The organism is Microtetraspora malaysiensis, assembly GCF_001528665.1.
In the GTDB taxonomy this organism is placed as follows: Bacteria; Actinomycetota; Actinomycetes; order Streptosporangiales; family Streptosporangiaceae; genus Microtetraspora_A; species Microtetraspora_A malaysiensis.
Genome location: NZ_BBYJ01000005.1, coordinates 155,987 through 171,421, shown reverse-complemented (window position 1 = coordinate 171,421; position 15,435 = coordinate 155,987). Strand labels below are relative to the sequence as shown.

Below are 15,435 nucleotides of genomic sequence, written 5' to 3'. Positions count from 1 at the left end.
GGCCGTCACCGCAGGTCCCGGCGGTAGAGCCAGAAGACGCGCTCGGCCCGGGCCCCCACCGCTCCGGAGTAGAACCGCAGGGGGCCCACCCAGGAGATCTGCGCGCTCGCCAGGCCCGCCGCGCGCATCTCGGCCAGACAGCGGCGCAACAGCACGCCGCCGACGCCGAGCCCGCGCGCCGCGGGGGCGGTGCCCATGGGGCCGAACCAGGCGGGCCTGGCCCCCCACGCGGCGAAGCCGATGATCTCGCCGTCGCGGGACGCGTAGTGGCAGCCGGTGGCCTGCTCGGCCTCCCAGGCCCAGCTCGCGTTCCACTCATCGCGGACGAACGCCGCCACGGCGGCCCGCTCGCCGGGACCCGCCGCGCGTACGGCGACGCCCTTGCCGGCCAGCCGCTCGACGTCGGCGGCGACCGCCCCCTCGTCGCAGGCGGCGCCGGACAGGTCGGCGGTCATGTTCCAGGCGACCTGCTCGCGCTCGTAGCCGAGGGACTCGAACAGGCAGGCGGCGGCCGTGTAGCGCACGTCGACGCCGGGCCAGGCGTAGCAGGGCGGGTTGCCCGCGACGCGGACCGTGGTGACGCCCTCGCCGCGCAGCCACTCCTGCGCCGCCTCGACCAGCGCCCGCCCGCGTCCGGCGCCCCGGGCTCCGGGGTGGACGGCGAGCAGGTCGATGTGCCCGACGGACGGGTCGCGGGTGGACACCGAGGTGAGGACGGCGGCGTCGAGGTCGGGGGTCGCGAGCGCGGTCCAGCGGCGGTCGGCCGGAGGCGCGGCGAGCCGGGCGACCAGCCGCGGCGCCTCGGCCGCGTCGAAGGCGAGCGCGGCCGCGGCCAGCTCACCGAGGGCCGCGACGTCCCCCGACGCGTCGCGGACGCCCAGGTTCCCGGTCACGCCTGAACCGCCGGGGTGGCGACGACGCTGCGGCGCCGCGGATGGAAGCAGGCGTGTTCCTGCACCGTGCCGCCGTCGTGCCCGAGCACGGGCGTCTCGGCCTCGCAGCGGTCGGTGCGGAACGGGCAGCGGGGCGCGAAGAGGCAGCCCGTGTCCTTGCGGTTCGGGTCGATCGCCTCGGTCGGCGTCACACGCTCGGCGCCGGGCACCTCCAGGCCGTGCAGCACCGGGATGGCCGACAGCAGCGACTGCGTGTACGGGTGGACCGGGTCGGCGATGACCGTCTCGACCGGGCCGCGCTCGACGACCTGGCCCCGGTAGATCACGTACAGCTCGCCGTCCAGGCCGATGTAGCGGGCGGTCGCCACGTCGTGCGTGATGAACAGCACGCTCACGCCGAGCCGGTCACGCAGGTCCTTGAGCAGGGCCAGGATGCCGAGCCGCAGCGACACGTCGATCATCGAGGTGGCCTCGTCGGCGACGAGCATGTCGGGGTCGACGGTCAGCGCGCGGGCGATGACCACGCGCTGGCGCATGCCTCCGGAGAGCTGGTGCGGATAGCGCGACAGCACGTAGCCCGGGTCGAGGCCGACGAGGCCGAGCAGCTCCTCGGCCCGCTCGTCGATCCAGGAGCGGGAGCGGCCGGTCTGCTTGGCCCGCAGGGTCAGCGGCGCGTCCAGCGTCTGGTGAATGGTCCGCGCCGGGTTGAGCGCGGAGTACGGGTCCTGGTGGATGAGCTGGATCCGCCGGAAGTGCGACTGGCGCTGGCGGTGGCTCAGCGACGACATCGGGACGCCGTCGATGGCGATCTCGCCGGAGTCGTAGCTCTCCAGGCCGGCGAGGATGCGGCCGAGGGTGGTCTTGCCGCAGCCGGACTCGCCGATGAACGAGACCGCTCCGCCCTTCTCCATGGAGAAGTCGACGCCGCGCAGCGCCGGGACCTCCCGGGCGCCGAGCATGCTGCCGCGCTGCCGGAACGTCTTGGTGATGCCCTTGCCGGTGATCATGCCTGCTCCTCCCCTCTCGTGGGTCCCGTCGTGACGGTCTCCTTCTGCTCCCCCTCGCCGGCCGCCGTGTGGCAGGCCACGATGCGCGGTCCGATGGTGAGGACGGGCGGCTCGCCGGTCTCGCACACGTCCATGCGGACGTCGCAGCGCTCGCGGAACACGCACCCGTCGGGCGGGATGGTGCCCAGCGTCGGCGGGCGGCCGGGCAGCGCCCTGGCCTCGTCGATGTCGCCGACCAGTCGCGGGATCGCCTGGAGCAGGCCCCGCGTGTACGGGTGCCTGGGCGCGCCCAGCACCTCCCTGGTCGGGCCCTGCTCGACCAGGCGACCGCCGTACATGACGGCGAGCCGGTCGGCGATCTCGGCGACGACGCCGAGGTCGTGGGTGATGACGAGCGTGGTGAGACCGCGCTCCTCGTGGACCTCGCGGATGATCCGCAGGATGGTCGCCTGGGTGATCATGTCGAGCGCCGTGGTGGGCTCGTCCAGGACGACGACGTGGGCGTTGAGCACCAGTGCGAGCATGATGCCGACACGCTGGCGCATGCCGCCGGACAGCTCGTGCTGGTAGGAGTCGAGGACCCGCGCCCCGTCCAGGCCCATCCGGTCGAGGAGGCTCCGCGCCTCCTTGACCAGGCCGGGCAGGTCGTCGACCTCGTGCGAGCGCCCCAGGTCGAGGAGCTGCTTGCCGATCGTCTTGAGCGGGTTGAGCGAGTTCTGCGCGGCCTGGAAGACGTAGCCGACGTGCCGGCCGCGCGTCTTGCGCAGGTCTTCGCCGCCCAGGGTCACGACGTCGCCGAGGCCGTCGATGTCCACGCTTCCCGACCTGATCCGGCCGGGCGGCTGCACCGCGTTGAGCATCGACAGCGCCAGGGTGGACTTGCCGGAGCCGGACTCGCCGACCACGCCGGTGATCGTCCCGGGTACGAGCTCCAGGTCGACGCCCCGGACGGCGGGCAGTTCGCCCGCGCCGGTGCGGTAGACGACGGACAGGTCGCTGATACGGACGCCCGGCGCCCTCTTGTCAGTCACGGGCACCGGTCACTCCTCACGCAGGCGGGGGTTGAAGATCTCGTCCATGGCGTCGACGACGAGCACGATGCCCAGGGTGAGCAGCAGGATCGCCAGCAGCGGCGCCAGAAGGTACGGCAGGGCCGCGGTCGTGGTCAGCGCGCCGCCCCCGAAAACGGCGAGGTTGAGCATCACGCCCCAGTTGTTGGCCTCGAACGGCAGCACGCCGAGGAAGAAGAGGCCGACCTGCGCGTACACGGCTCCGGTGACCGCGATGAGCATGTTCATCGCGATGTACGGGGCCATGCTGGGCAGCAGCTCCCTGCCGATGATGTGCGGCGTGGACAGGCCGAGCCCGCGGGCCGCCTCCACGAATCCGCGCTCACGCAGCGAGAGCGTCTGGGAGCGCACCGCGCGGGCGACGCCGCCCCAGCCGAGCAGGCCGAGCACGAGGCCCATCTCGATGGCGCTGGTGAACTTCCAGATCGTGGACAGCACGAGCAGCAGCGGCAGACCGGGGATGGTCAGCTTCATGTCGGTGATCCGCATGAGCACGGTGTCCCAGCGGCCGCGCCTGAACCCGGCGAACAACCCGATGCCCGCGCCGAGCACGACCGTGATCACCGCGGTGACCAGGCCGGTCAGCAGCACGTACCGCGCTCCGGTCACGACCAGCGCGAGCACGTCGGTGCCCTCGAAGTCGGTGCCGAACGGGTGCGCCCAGCTCGGCGCGGCGTACAGCGCGTTCGTGTCGCGCGGGAGCCGCTCCGGGTAGAGCATCGGCCCGAAGATCCCCATGAAGGCGAACCCGGCCATGATGACCACGCCGACCATGCGGCTGGGCTTGCGCTTCATGACCCGCCAGACGCCGCGCCAGAAGTTGCGGCGCAGGGCGGCCGAGGCGCTGCGCGCCTCCGGCATGATCGTGCTCGCGGTCATGCCGCCTCACCTCCGCTTCTGACCCGGGGGTCGATGACGGTGTACAGCAGGTCGGCCGCGATGTTCGCGATGATGATCGCCACCGTGATGAGCAGGAAGGCCCCGCCCATCAGGGCGTAGTCGCGCCCGGTGATGCTGTCGATCAGCATCAGGCCGAGCCCCGGATAGTTGAAGATCCGCTCGATGAAGATCGCGCCGCCGAACAGCATGCCCAGCGACAGCGCGAGGATCGTGAACAGGGGCAGGATCGCGTTGCGCGCGATGTACCTGAAGATGATCGACCGCTTCATGCCGCGCAGTTCGGCGGCGAGGATGAAGTCGTCGCCGAGCACGGTGACGACGCTCGACTTCATCGCCAGGATCCAGCCGCCGTAGCTCGCCAGCGCGTACGTCACGACAGGAAGCGTGGCGTGCTGGATCAGCGAGCCGATGTAGCCGGCGTTGAACCCTGGCTCGAACATGATGTCGGCCGTTCCTCCCGCGGGGAGGATGGGGATCAGCGTCGTGAAGATCGCGCCGAGCAGCAGCGCCAGCACGTACTGCGGCACGCCGTGCAGCAGCGATCCGGAGATCGCGAGCAGGTCGCCGAGCTTGCCCTGGCGCTTGATGGCGGCGTACACGCCGAGGATGATCCCGACCAGGAAGCTCAGCAGGGTGCCGGCGAGGACCGGGATCAGCGTCCACTTGGCCGCGGACATGAGCACGGTCCCCACGCCGGTGCCCGGCACGGTGAGCGACTGGCCGAGGTCGAGCCGGGCCAGCCCCTTCATGTAGTCGAGGTACTGCTCCCACATGCTGCCGGTCGGCATGAACCCGTACAGGACGTTGACCGCCTGCTGGGCCGCCTCGGGCGACATGCCCTGTTCGACGAGCTTCTCGTACTTGGCCGCCATGGGGTCACCGGGGATGTTCCTGATGATCAGGAAACTGATCGTGGTGACCACCAGGATCATGACGAGCCCGCGGGCCAGATGGCCCGCGAGCCGTCGCACGACGGCGATTCCCCCGGAACGTCCCGGGACCCCGATGAGCGTCATGAACCTACTTCTTCTTGATCATTCCGAGCTGGAGCCACACGCCGGAGGTGAGGCGGAGCGCCTCGCTGTCGTTCTCCGGGAAGCCGGTGAACCGCGACGTGTTGATGAACTGCGTGTTGACGTAGTCCCACAGCTGGATAACGGGAAGGTCCTGGTTGGCCGCCTTGGCGAGCTGGCTGATGATCGCCTTCTGCTCGGACTCGGGAGCGGTGTTCAGCTTGCCGGTGAGCTCGCCGGGGTTGACCTTCCCGACGCCCTCGACATTGATCGTCTCGGGGCTGCCCATCCAGTTGCCGTCCTTGCCCGGGGCAGAGTGCTTGATCTTGCCGCCGAGGATGGACCAACCGTTGGAGGCGCCGTAAAGGCGCTGGTAGATGTTGTACGGCGCGGGGCCGAGGGCCACGAGCCAGAAGCCGACGTCGTACTTGCCCGCCGCCAGCTCCGAAAGGTAGAGCGGGTAGTCGGCGCTGGTGAGCACCTCGGCGCTGACGCCCGCCTCGTTGAGCTGGCTGGTCACGGCCTTGGCCGCGGACACCCAGTCGGAGAACGGCGCCGGCACGTTGATCGTGAACTTCCACGGCTTCCCGTCGGGAAGCGTCCACTTGCCGCCGGTCTTCTTCAGACCGGCTTCCTTGAACTCCTTCTCCGCCTTGGCCACGTCGAGCTTGTACGGCTCGAGCTGGCTCAGTTCGGAGCCGAGCCACGCCTCCGCGGGCTTCTGGTGGATGCCCGTGGTGGTCAGCGCCGGGGTGCCGCCCTCCGGAGAGGCGATCTTGGTGACCTCGTCCCGGTTGATCAGGTAGGCGAGGCCCCTGCGCACGTGGACGTTGTCGTAGGGCTTCTTGGACTGGTTGAACGCCATGGCGACCGAGACGGGCGAGAAGCCCTTGACGACCGCGTTTCCAGGCGTCTGGCCGATCCGCTTCATCACGTCGGCCGGCACCGCGGTGAACGGCGCATTGTCGAGCTTACCCGAAATCAGGTAGTTCCAAATCTGCTCGTTACCTGTGTAGTTGAGCAGCTTGACCTGGTCGGGGCCGACATTGGCGGCGTTGTAGAAGTTCTTGTTCTTGACGAGAAGGGCCTCGCCCGGGTTCATCCGCTCCAGCGTGTACGGGCCGGAGGAGACGTCCTTGGCGGGGGCGAAGGCGAGCACCTTGTCCGACAGCGCGGTGATTTCGGCGCGGGCCTTGTCGGCCTCGGCGCCCTCGCCGCGGGACGCCTTGAGGGTGTCCCAGAAGTTCGCGGGGATCGCGTCCTTCCAGATGTGCGCCGGGACGACGAAGCTGTCCATTACGCCACGAACGAACGTGACGCTGGGGTTGCTCATGTCCTGGGTGATCTTGACCGTGTGGTCGTCGACGATCTCCACGTCGGAGGCCGCGCCCGCGGCGCCGGGGGCGGTGGAGAAGGCCGTGCTGCCCTGCGTGTACGCGAGGGCGATGGAGAGCTTGACGTCCTCGGCGGTGACCGGCTTGCCGTCGGACCACTTGTTGTTCGGCTGCAGGTGCAACGTGACCGAGGAGTTGTCGGGCGCGATCTCCCAGGTCGCCGCGATGCCGGGGTAGAACTGGTTCGGGTCGGTCAGGGTGTTCTTGACCCACCCGAGCTTCATCGCGTTGTACCCCTGGAACATGTTGCCCTTGGGGTTCCACGGGTTGATCGGCCCGTTGACGTCGAGACCGGGCTTGAAGCCGTCGATGGTGGTGAAGACGCCGCCACCGGAGGCCGAGCTTCCACCCTTACTGGTGCTGCTGCAGGCCGTCGCGGTGACGGCGGCAAGGCTGAGCAACGACACAACCGCTGCTACACGCTTCATGGACCGCTCCGTGGGGGTCTTTTTATCGGGGCTGGACAGTCGGAACTTTTCCCGGACTTTATGGCGAAGCGGCGATGGCGTCAATTATCTCCACAAGCCGTGAAGCTTCTGTAACTTTCCTTCATCGCGTCACACGCGAAACCGATCGTCAGACCCTGAAGTCCATGGTCAGGAGAATGCCGCGCGGAACGCCCGGGCGAGGTCGAGCAGGTGGTCGTCGTCCCGGGCGGTGAGCTGGAGGTCGAGCAGGATCTCGTCCGCGCCCGCCTCGGCCGCCGCGGCCAGGTAGTCCGAAATCTGCGCCACGGTCCCCATGCCGGGGACGTGCGCCTCCGGCGCGGGCGCGTCCGTGACGATCGGGTTGGCCCGCAGCACCATGCGCAGGGCCTCGGGATCGCGTCCCGCGGCCTCCGCGGCCCGGCGGATCACGGCCCACATCCCGGTCAGGACCGGGATCGGCAGGGCGGCGCCGAGCCAGCCGTCGGCCCGGCGACCGACGCGCTCAAGTGCGCTAGAAGCGAAACCGGCCAGGTAGATCGGCATCCCGCCGGGCGGCTTGGGGAAGACCCGGCTCGGCGGGACCTGCCACCGCTCGTCGGCGTAGCTGACCGGGTCGTCGGTCCAGGCGGCGCGCAGCAGGTCGAGCGTGGCGTCGAGCCGCTCCCCGCGCGACTTCCACGGCACACCCACGGCCGCGTACTCATCGGAGGACCAGCCGAGCCCGAAGCCCGCGATCATCCGGCCCCCGCTCAGCGCGTCGATCGTGGTCAGCGAGCGGGCCAGCAGCATCGGCGGGTACCAGCAGGCGTTCAGCGTGCTGGTACCGAGCCGTACCCGCCGGGTGTCCGCGGCGGCCACGGAGAGCACGGCGAACGGGTCGAGGAAGACCAGGTGCTCGGCGGGGATCGTCCCTCCGCCGCCGGGATAGCGGTCGCGCGGGTGGAGCGGGGTGAGCAGCCGGTCCCCCACCCATAGACTGGCGAAGCCGAGTTCCTCGGCCTCTCGTGCCACCCGCCGCACGGACTCCAGTGAGGCGAACCGCCCGTACTGCGCCAGCGCCAGACCGAGCTCCATCCGCAACCTCCAACTGTTCCGAGAGGCCGACGATCCCGAGAGAATCCAACCCGGGACGCGTCCCGCAAATCAAGCCTTCGCCGGCCCTGCTGTCAGTCCTGCTCGTGCGGATCGCCGACGATGGCGCGCAGGGCCGCGACGTGCGCGTGGTAGGCGGCGCGGCCCGACTTCGTGAGGGACAGCCACACCCGCTGACGGGTGTCGCGCACGGCCTTGGTCTGCTCGACGTACCCGGCCTCCATCAACACGCTGACATGCTTGCTCAGCACCGAGGCGCTGACCTGCAGCCGCTCCTGCACCACGCCGAACTCGACCTTCTCGGCCGCCCCCAGCAGGGCGCAGATCCGCAGCCGGTTGGGCGCGTGGATGGTGGCGTCGAAGCCGCCGGCGGCCCTGTCGTCAGCCGTGTCGGTGGACTTCATGCCGATGCCCGTGCCCGTTCCCGTGCCCGCCGGTTGTGGAGGATGCCGTAGCCGATCGTCCAGCAGGCGCCGGTGACGGCGATGACCACCCAGACCACCGGGCCCCACCGGTCGTCGAGGAGCTGGCCGGCGATCCAGAGCAGGAGCAGCGGCGCCGCGAGGACCAGCTGCTGGCGCATCGTGAGCTCCCGCGGCGCGACGCCGGACCTGTCGACCTGCTTGTTGTAGACGCGCTCGATCGCCAGGTAGCCGACAACCAGGGCGACGATCAGTGCGAGGCCGACGATCTCGTGCAGCGCCTGGAGCATCAGGACGCCGCCCACCAGCAGGCCGAGCGTGGGAAAGAACCACGCGGGGATCGGGGTGTATCCGGCGGAACTGGCCTGCTGCGCGGCCTTCAGCGCGGCGGCGGCCTCTTCGGGGGAGGGACGTAACGCGTCCTTGTCTCTTTCCATACTGGAAAGGCTCTCCCAGACTTTCCAATCCGTCAACAGTCGAATTTCCGGTACGGAAAGTCGGCGGCGAAGCGGCCGCGCGCCTTCGGGCTCAGGCCTCGGCACGACACCGCCCACCCACCGGCCGCGCTCGCGCGTCTGCGCCCTCACCACGGACGTCACGACCCGGCTGGACGGAAGGCGGCCGTCAGGGGCGCCCGGCCAGCGAAACGTCCAGCATCGTTTGCGAACCGCGGACGAATCGGCACGATGCGGAGGCATGGACGACAGAAATCTCAACAACCGCCGGTTCGTGATGGTCAGCTCGACCGCGAGCGAGGTGGACCCGGACGCGCCGACCGAGTTCGTCTACCTCGAGGAGGACGGCATCGTCTGGGGCAGCTACTTCGGCGACACGGTGACCCACGGGCACTTCGTCGGCAGCCGGGACGACGACCGCCTGGAGATCACCTACATCCACCACCTCAAGAAGGGCGGGCACGCGGGCGGCCGGAGCACCAGCCGGATCGAGACCCGCCCCGACGGGCTGCTGCACCTCGTCGAGGAGTTCCAGTTCGAGGGCGACGACAGGACCCACGTCAGCGTGTGCGCCGAGGTCCGCTGACCCCGCACGTCCCCGTCGGGGGCGCTAGCCCTTGTCCCGCTGCAGCCCGGCCCGGCCCTCGGAGACGCCCTCGAAACGCATCTTGCCCAGCGGCACCCCGTCACCCGACGCCTCGGGTGCGGGCCGCCGCGGGGCGGGCCGCCGGTCGGTCGGCAGGATGTACGGCCGCTTGATCACCTCGTCGAGGATGAAGACGGTCTCGGTGGCCTTGACCGCCGGGATGTTCGCCAGGCGCTCGGTCACCAGGCTGTGCACGGCGGCGACGTCGGTCATCCGCACCTGGATCATGGCGTCGTGCTGGCCCGTGGTGATCGCGCAGTACTCCACCTCGGGCATCTGGGCGAGCTGCGCACGGAACTGGCGCCACATCTGCTGCCGCACGGTCACGAAGATCAGCGCGGTGATGCCGAGACCGGCCCGGACATGGTCGATCTCGGCGGTGAAGCCCTTGATCGCCCCTTCGGCGCGCAGCGCCTCGAACCGGGTGTAGGCGTTCGCGCGGGAGATGCCGACCCGGTCAGCGAGGGCGGAGACAGAGATCCGGCCGTTCTCCCGCAGCACCTCAAGGATCTTGAGATGTGTCGAGTCGAGTTCCAGGCCGATGCCGATACGTCCAGAAGGAGTGGTCCCAGGCGTCGGGTAGCTTGACATTTCGGTCACGGCAGTTTCCCCCTCATCAGATTTGTCTCAGCATCCCGGCACACGCTGGACTTTCTGTCGGACACTCCTGCACCATCATCTGCTAAACGTCTCACATGGCACATTTTCGGAGGATACAGATATGGCGCTCCGTTCGCGGCGCCGGCGGGCGACCACCGCCCTGCTGCCGGTCGTGCTCACCGGTGCTCTCGCCCTCGCCGCGTGCTCCAGCGGCGGCTCGTCCGCCACGCAGGGGCAGAGCAGCGCGGGCAAGACCCTCGTGATCGACACATCCTTCGATCTCAAGACGGCCGACCCGGGCCGCACGTACGAGCCGACCGGTCTGATCGTGGACAAGGCGGCCTACGACACGCTCCTCACCTTCGAGGGCGCGGACGTCACCAAGCCGGTCCCGTCCCTCGCCGAGTCGTACGAGATGTCGTCCGACGGCAAGGAGCTCACGCTCAAGCTGCGCAAGGACGCCACGTTCGCCGACGGCACCCCCGTCACCGCCGACGACGTCCTCTTCTCGCTGACCCGCGTGCGCGACATGAAGGGCACCCCCTCCTTCCTGCTCGACGGCGTCGAGGTGGCCAAGACCGACGACACCACCGTCACGCTGACCTCGAAGGCCCCCAACCCGGCGCTGCCGTACATCCTGCCGAACCCGGCGCTGGGCATCCTGAACTCCAAGGTCGCCAAGGAGAACGGCGCGACCGCGACCCCGGACGACAAGGCCGAGCAGTACCTCAACTCCGCCTCGGCCGGCTCCGGGCCGTACACGATCGAGTCGTTCAACGTGAGCAGCCAGGTGGTGCTCAAGAAGAACGACAAGTACTGGGGCGCCAAGAAGCCCGTCTACGACAAGGTCGTCCTGCGCAACGTCGAGTCGGCGACGCAGAAGCTCAACGTGCAGCGCGGCGACAGCCAGGTCGCGCTGAACCTGTCCGGCGACCAGGTGGGCGGCATCGGCGGCGGGCTCCAGGTCCAGCGGACCACCTCGGCGTACGTGTTCTTCCTGCTGGCCAACCAGGACCCGGGCGTCAGCAAGGTCACCTCCAACCCCAAGTTCGTCGAGGCGCTGCGCAAGGGCGTCGACTACACGGGCCTGCTGGAGCTGGCCGGTGAGGGCTCGACCCAGGCGGCGGGCATCATCCCGTCGATGTTCCTCGGCGCGCTCCCGGCCGACCAGGCCACCAAGCGCGACGTCGAGGGCGCGAAGGCGGCGCTCAAGGAGAGCGGCGTGGCCAACCCGACGGTCAAGCTGGAGTACCCGAGCGAGCTGACCGTGAACGGCCTGTCCTTCCAGCCGCTGGCCGAGCGCATCCAGGCCAACCTCAAGGAGGTCGGCATCACCGTGGAGATCGCGCCCGCGCCGGTCACCACGGCCCTGGACAACTACCGCAACGGCAAGGAGGAGCTCGGCCTCTGGTACTGGGGCCCGGACTTCCCCGACCCCAGCAACTACCTGTCGTTCCTGCCGGGCAAGCTGGTCGGCCTGCGCGCCGGCTGGAAGGCGGACTCGGACAAGGAGCTGGAGGCCGCGGGCGAGAAGGCCGCCACCGCGGTGACCGACGACGACCGCAAGCAGGCGTACACCGACGTGCAGACGAAGCTCAACGCCTCCGGGCCGTTCATCCCGCTGATCCAGCCGGGCCAGAACATCGTGACGGCCGGGTCCGTCACCGGCCTGCAGTACCACCCCGTGTGGACGATCAATGTCGCCGACCTCGGCGCCAAGTAAGGACCGCGCGGGCGGCGCGGCCCCGGACAGCCGGAAGGCTGTCCGGGGCCGCGTCGCCCGCCGGCATCCGTTCGCCCGTTTCCTGGTCCGCAGGATCATCACGGCGCTGCTGCTCGCCCTGGGAATCACGCTCGTCACGTTCATCCTGACGAACCTCGTCCCCGGCGACCCGGCCGCGGCCAACCTGGGCCAGCGCGCCATCGGCGACCCGGCGATCGTCGCGCAATGGCGCGCGGACCACGGACTGGACAAGCCGCTGCCCCAGCAGTACCTGGTGCACCTGTCCGGCGTGCTGCACGGGGACTTCGGGCAGAGCCAGCAGAGCCACCGCCCGGTGGCCGACGACCTGGCCGAGTTCGTGCCCGCGACGCTGGAGCTGGCCGGCGCGGCCATCCTGATCTCGCTGGTCCTCGGTGTCGGCTTCGGCGTCGTCGCCGCGCTGCGCCGGGACCGCCTGGCGGACCACATCCTGCGCGTGACCAGCCTGTTCGGCATCTCGGTGCCGACGTTCTGGCTCGCCCTCGTCGCGTTCTACGTGTTCTTCTACCGGCTGCAGATCACGCCGGGCAGCGGCCGGATCGACCCCGGCATGACGCCACCGCCGCACGCCACCGGCCTGTACACGGTCGACGCGGCTCTGGCGGGCCAGTGGGACGTGTTCGCCTCGGCGGCCGGCCACCTGGTCACCCCGGCGCTGGTCCTCGCGCTGTACACGATCGGCCTGCTCACCCGGTTCACCCGTTCGGCGGTGCTGGAGGTGCTCGGCCAGGACTACGTCCGCGCGGCCCGCGCCAAGGGCCTGCCCGGCCGGGTCATCCTGTTCCGATACGTCCTGCGTCCGGCGCTGGTCCCGGTCATCACGGTCGCGGGCCTCGCCTTCGGCAGCCTGCTGTCCGGCACCGTGCTCGTCGAGGCGATCTTCGCCTGGCCCGGCGTCGGCCAGTACGCCTACAAGAGCGCGACCTCCCTGGACCTGCCCGCCGTCATGGGCGTCGGCCTGGTGGTGGGCGTGGTCTACCTCGTCATCAACCTGATCGTGGACGTTCTGTACGGCGTCATCGACCCGAGAGTGAGACTGTCGTGAGACGACGGCAGACGGCGCCGCGGACAGGGGGGCTGATCCGGCGGCTGCCCGAGGCGTGGCGGCGGCCGCTGGCGATCGCCGGCGGTGTGGTGGCGATCGCCTGGATCGTGATCGCGCTGGCCGCGCCGGTGCTCGCCCCCCACGACCCGCTCGCCCAGGAGCTGCCCCGGCTGGCCCCGCCCGGCCCCGGCCACTGGTTCGGCACCGACCAACTCGGCCGCGACATTCTCAGCCGCGTGCTGTACGGCGCCAGGGTGTCGATCCCGCTGACGCTGCTGCTGGTGGCGCTGTCGGTGCTGATCGGCGGTCTGCTCGGCGCCTGCGCCGGATATTTCGGCAAATGGGTGGACGAGACGATCATGCGGCTGGCGGACCTGGTGTTCGCCTTCCCCACGATCATCCTCGCCATGGTGGTGGCCGCCGCGCTCGGCGCGAGCCTCGGCAACGCCGTGCTGGCCGTGCTCGTCGTGGCCTGGCCCGCCTACGCCCGAGTGACGCGCGGCCTGGTGCTCGGCATCCGCGAGCGGGAGTTCGTGGTGAGCGGCCGGCTGCTCGGCTTCTCGGCCTGGCGTTCGCTGCGCGTGGACGTCCTGCCCAACGTCACCGGTCCCGTCATGGTGCTGGCGACGCTCGACATCGGCACCGCGCTGCTGCTGCTGTCCGGCCTGTCCTTCCTGGGCCTCGGCGCCAAGCCGCCGTCGCCCGAGTGGGGCGCGATGGTCGCCTCCGGCGTGGAGGTCTTCGACAGCTGGTGGGTGGCGACCTTCCCCGGTCTCGCCATCCTGACCGTGGTGCTCGCGTTCAACTTCCTCGGGGACACGCTGCGCGACGCGCTCGACCCCCGTACCGCCCGCGCCATCAAGGAGCGTGCCATTTGAGCGAGCGACACGAGACGGCCGCGGGCAACGGCGTCCTCGCCATCGAGGGGCTCACCGTCGCCATCGGCGGCAAGGAGATCCTGCGCGGCGTCGACCTCACGCTGGAGCCGGGCCGGGTCCACGGCCTGGCCGGCGAGAGCGGCTCCGGCAAGACCATGACCGGCCTCGCCGTGCTCGGCCTGCTGCCGCACGGGGCCCGCGTGTCGGGCCGGATCGCGCTGGCCGGGCGTGACCTGCTGTCCCTGCCTCCCAAGCAGCTCAACGCCGTACGGGGGGCCGAGGTCGCCATGGTCTTCCAGGACCCGGCGACCAGCCTGCACCCCATGCTGACGGTCGGGCGGCAGCTCACCGAGCACATGCGCCACCACCTGCGGCTGAGCCGGGGCGAGGCGCGGGAGCGGGCGATCGACCTGATGCGCAAGGTCCGCATCCCCGGGCCGGAGGAGGCGATCGGCCGCTACCCGCACCAGTTCTCCGGCGGCATGCGGCAGCGCATCGCGATCGCGGTGGCGCTCGCCTGCGCGCCCAAGGTGCTCATCGCGGACGAGCCGACGACGGCGCTCGACGTGACCGTCCAGGCGGGCATCCTGCGGCTGCTGCGCGGCCTGTGCGACGACCTCGGCCTGGCCGTGCTGCTGGTCACCCACGACCTCGGCGTGATGTCGGCGGTCGCGGACGAGGTGAGCGTGATGAAGGACGGCCTGATGGTGGAGACGGGGCCGCGCGGCCAGGTGCTGGTCGAGCCGCGCCACGCGTACACGCGGGCGCTGCTCGAATCGCTGCCCGAGAACGCCGGGAACGCGGCGGCCGCGACCGCCGGGGCCGAACCGTCCGAAGGAGAGCCGGCATGACACTGCTGAAGGTGGACGACCTGGTCGTCGAGCACCGCACGCCCGGCCGCCCCGTGGTGCGGGCCGTCGCCGGGGCCAGCCTGAGCGTGGCCGCCGGAGAGGTGGTCGGCCTGGTCGGCGAGTCCGGGTGCGGCAAGTCGACGCTGGCCCGCACGGTGTGCGGGATCGGCCGCCCGGCCTCGGGGACCGTCTCGTTCCAGGGCCGCCCGGTGGCGCCGCTCGGCCTGCGCCGCAGGGACTCGTCCCTGACCGGCATCCAGATGGTCTTCCAGGACCCGTACGCGTCGCTGAACCCGCGGCGGCGGGTGGGCGACCAGATCGCCGACGGGCTGCGCACGGCGGCCGACACCTCGACCACGCCGGCCGACCTGCTCGACCGCGTCGGACTGCCGCGCGAGTTCGCCACGCGGTACCCGCACGAGTTCTCCGGCGGCCAGCGCCAGCGCATCGCGATCGCCCGGGCCCTGGCCGCCCGGCCGTCCCTGCTGATCGGCGACGAGCCGATCTCGGCGCTCGACGCGTCGGCGCAGGCGCAGGTCGCCCGCCTGATGCGCGACCTCGCGGTCGAGTCGGGCGCCGGGCTGCTCTTCATCAGCCACGACCTGTCCGTGGTACGGCTGATCGCCGACCGGATCGCGGTGATGTACCTGGGCAAGATCGTGGAGACCGGCCGGACCGACGAGGTCTGGGCCGACCCGCGGCACCCGTACACGCGGGCGCTGCTCGGCGCGATCCCGGCGCCGGACGGGGCCGGAGTGCTCCCGGCGGAACTCCCGGGGGACGTGCCCGACCCGGCCTCGCCTCCGACCGGCTGCCGGTTCCACCCCCGCTGCCCGAAGGTGATGGACGTCTGCAGGGAGCGCGAGCCCGAGTTCGGGCCGGTCGCCTGCTGGCTGCACGAGCCCGCCTGACCGGTTCTCCCGGTCGGGCGGGGCCTGATGACCAAAGTCCCGGCGGCGCGGGGGCCGTCGGCACTGGT

16 protein-coding genes are annotated in these 15,435 nt (G+C 70.6%); 6 read left to right on the top strand and 10 right to left on the bottom strand.

Annotated features, from left to right (window positions below; all coding sequences use genetic code 11):
• Window positions 1-5 precede the first annotated feature (5 nt).
• From AWQ71_RS03590 to AWQ71_RS03550, 9 genes are all read right to left on the bottom strand, one after another.
• Window positions 6-893, bottom strand: a complete 888-nt coding sequence (locus AWQ71_RS03590; RefSeq protein ID WP_067126590.1) for a GNAT family N-acetyltransferase — start codon at window positions 891-893, stop codon at window positions 6-8.
• Window positions 890-1,900 (bottom strand): ABC transporter ATP-binding protein, encoded by a 1,011-nt coding sequence (locus tag AWQ71_RS03585; RefSeq protein ID WP_067126586.1) that lies wholly within the window; start codon window positions 1,898-1,900, stop codon window positions 890-892. The genes AWQ71_RS03590 and AWQ71_RS03585 overlap by 4 nt, the downstream gene beginning before the upstream one ends.
• Complete coding sequence (locus AWQ71_RS03580) at window positions 1,897-2,931, bottom strand: ABC transporter ATP-binding protein (protein ID WP_245658093.1); 1,035 nt, start codon at window positions 2,929-2,931, stop codon at window positions 1,897-1,899. Before AWQ71_RS03580 ends, AWQ71_RS03585 begins: the two co-directional genes overlap by 4 nt.
• 9 nt (window positions 2,932-2,940) lie before the next feature.
• Window positions 2,941-3,849, bottom strand: a complete 909-nt coding sequence (locus AWQ71_RS03575; protein WP_067126580.1) for an ABC transporter permease — start codon at window positions 3,847-3,849, stop codon at window positions 2,941-2,943.
• Window positions 3,846-4,886, bottom strand: a complete 1,041-nt coding sequence (locus AWQ71_RS03570; protein WP_067126578.1) for an ABC transporter permease — start codon at window positions 4,884-4,886, stop codon at window positions 3,846-3,848. The genes AWQ71_RS03575 and AWQ71_RS03570 overlap by 4 nt, the downstream gene beginning before the upstream one ends.
• A gap of 4 nt (window positions 4,887-4,890) precedes the next feature.
• Window positions 4,891-6,705: an ABC transporter substrate-binding protein gene (locus tag AWQ71_RS03565; RefSeq protein ID WP_067126575.1), complete on the bottom strand. Its 1,815-nt coding sequence runs from the start codon at window positions 6,703-6,705 to the stop codon at window positions 4,891-4,893.
• A 168-nt stretch (window positions 6,706-6,873) separates the two neighbouring features.
• Window positions 6,874-7,779, bottom strand: a complete 906-nt coding sequence (locus AWQ71_RS03560; RefSeq protein WP_067126572.1) for a TIGR03619 family F420-dependent LLM class oxidoreductase — start codon at window positions 7,777-7,779, stop codon at window positions 6,874-6,876.
• A 92-nt stretch (window positions 7,780-7,871) separates the two neighbouring features.
• On the bottom strand, window positions 7,872-8,201 hold the full coding sequence (locus tag AWQ71_RS03555; RefSeq protein ID WP_067126569.1) for a transcriptional regulator: 330 nt from the start codon (window positions 8,199-8,201) through the stop codon (window positions 7,872-7,874).
• Window positions 8,198-8,656, bottom strand: coding sequence for a hypothetical protein (locus tag AWQ71_RS03550; protein ID WP_067126566.1), 459 nt, complete (start codon window positions 8,654-8,656; stop codon window positions 8,198-8,200). Before AWQ71_RS03550 ends, AWQ71_RS03555 begins: the two co-directional genes overlap by 4 nt.
• A gap of 259 nt (window positions 8,657-8,915) precedes the next feature.
• Here AWQ71_RS03550 and AWQ71_RS03545 point away from each other — a divergent pair, with 259 nt between their 5' ends.
• On the top strand, window positions 8,916-9,260 hold the full coding sequence (locus AWQ71_RS03545) for an avidin-fold protein (RefSeq protein WP_084258461.1): 345 nt from the start codon (window positions 8,916-8,918) through the stop codon (window positions 9,258-9,260).
• A gap of 24 nt (window positions 9,261-9,284) precedes the next feature.
• On the opposite strand, the gene AWQ71_RS03540 is transcribed toward AWQ71_RS03545, so the two are convergent.
• Window positions 9,285-9,911 carry an Lrp/AsnC family transcriptional regulator gene (locus AWQ71_RS03540; protein ID WP_084258460.1) on the bottom strand — a complete coding sequence of 209 codons (627 nt, stop codon included), beginning with the start codon at window positions 9,909-9,911 and terminating at the stop codon, window positions 9,285-9,287.
• Between the two features lie 130 nt (window positions 9,912-10,041).
• Between AWQ71_RS03540 and AWQ71_RS03535 the strand changes: the two genes are divergently transcribed.
• Genes AWQ71_RS03535 through AWQ71_RS03515 form a run of 5 tightly spaced genes read left to right on the top strand, consistent with a single transcriptional unit; the run spans window position 10,042 to window position 15,367 of the window.
• The gene (locus AWQ71_RS03535) at window positions 10,042-11,643 is read left to right on the top strand and encodes an ABC transporter substrate-binding protein (protein ID WP_067126561.1); all 1,602 of its coding nucleotides are present in this window, start codon (window positions 10,042-10,044) and stop codon (window positions 11,641-11,643) included.
• Window positions 11,618-12,727 (top strand): ABC transporter permease, encoded by a 1,110-nt coding sequence (locus AWQ71_RS03530; RefSeq protein ID WP_067126558.1) that lies wholly within the window; start codon window positions 11,618-11,620, stop codon window positions 12,725-12,727. The genes AWQ71_RS03535 and AWQ71_RS03530 overlap by 26 nt, the downstream gene beginning before the upstream one ends.
• Entirely contained in the window at window positions 12,724-13,605 is an 882-nt protein-coding gene (locus tag AWQ71_RS03525) for an ABC transporter permease (protein ID WP_245658092.1), read from the top strand. The genes AWQ71_RS03530 and AWQ71_RS03525 overlap by 4 nt, the downstream gene beginning before the upstream one ends.
• The gene (locus AWQ71_RS03520) at window positions 13,602-14,456 is read left to right on the top strand and encodes an ABC transporter ATP-binding protein (protein WP_067126555.1); all 855 of its coding nucleotides are present in this window, start codon (window positions 13,602-13,604) and stop codon (window positions 14,454-14,456) included. The genes AWQ71_RS03525 and AWQ71_RS03520 overlap by 4 nt, the downstream gene beginning before the upstream one ends.
• Complete coding sequence (locus tag AWQ71_RS03515) at window positions 14,453-15,367, top strand: oligopeptide/dipeptide ABC transporter ATP-binding protein (RefSeq protein ID WP_067126552.1); 915 nt, start codon at window positions 14,453-14,455, stop codon at window positions 15,365-15,367. Before AWQ71_RS03520 ends, AWQ71_RS03515 begins: the two co-directional genes overlap by 4 nt.
• Window positions 15,368-15,435: the final 68 nt, after the last annotated feature.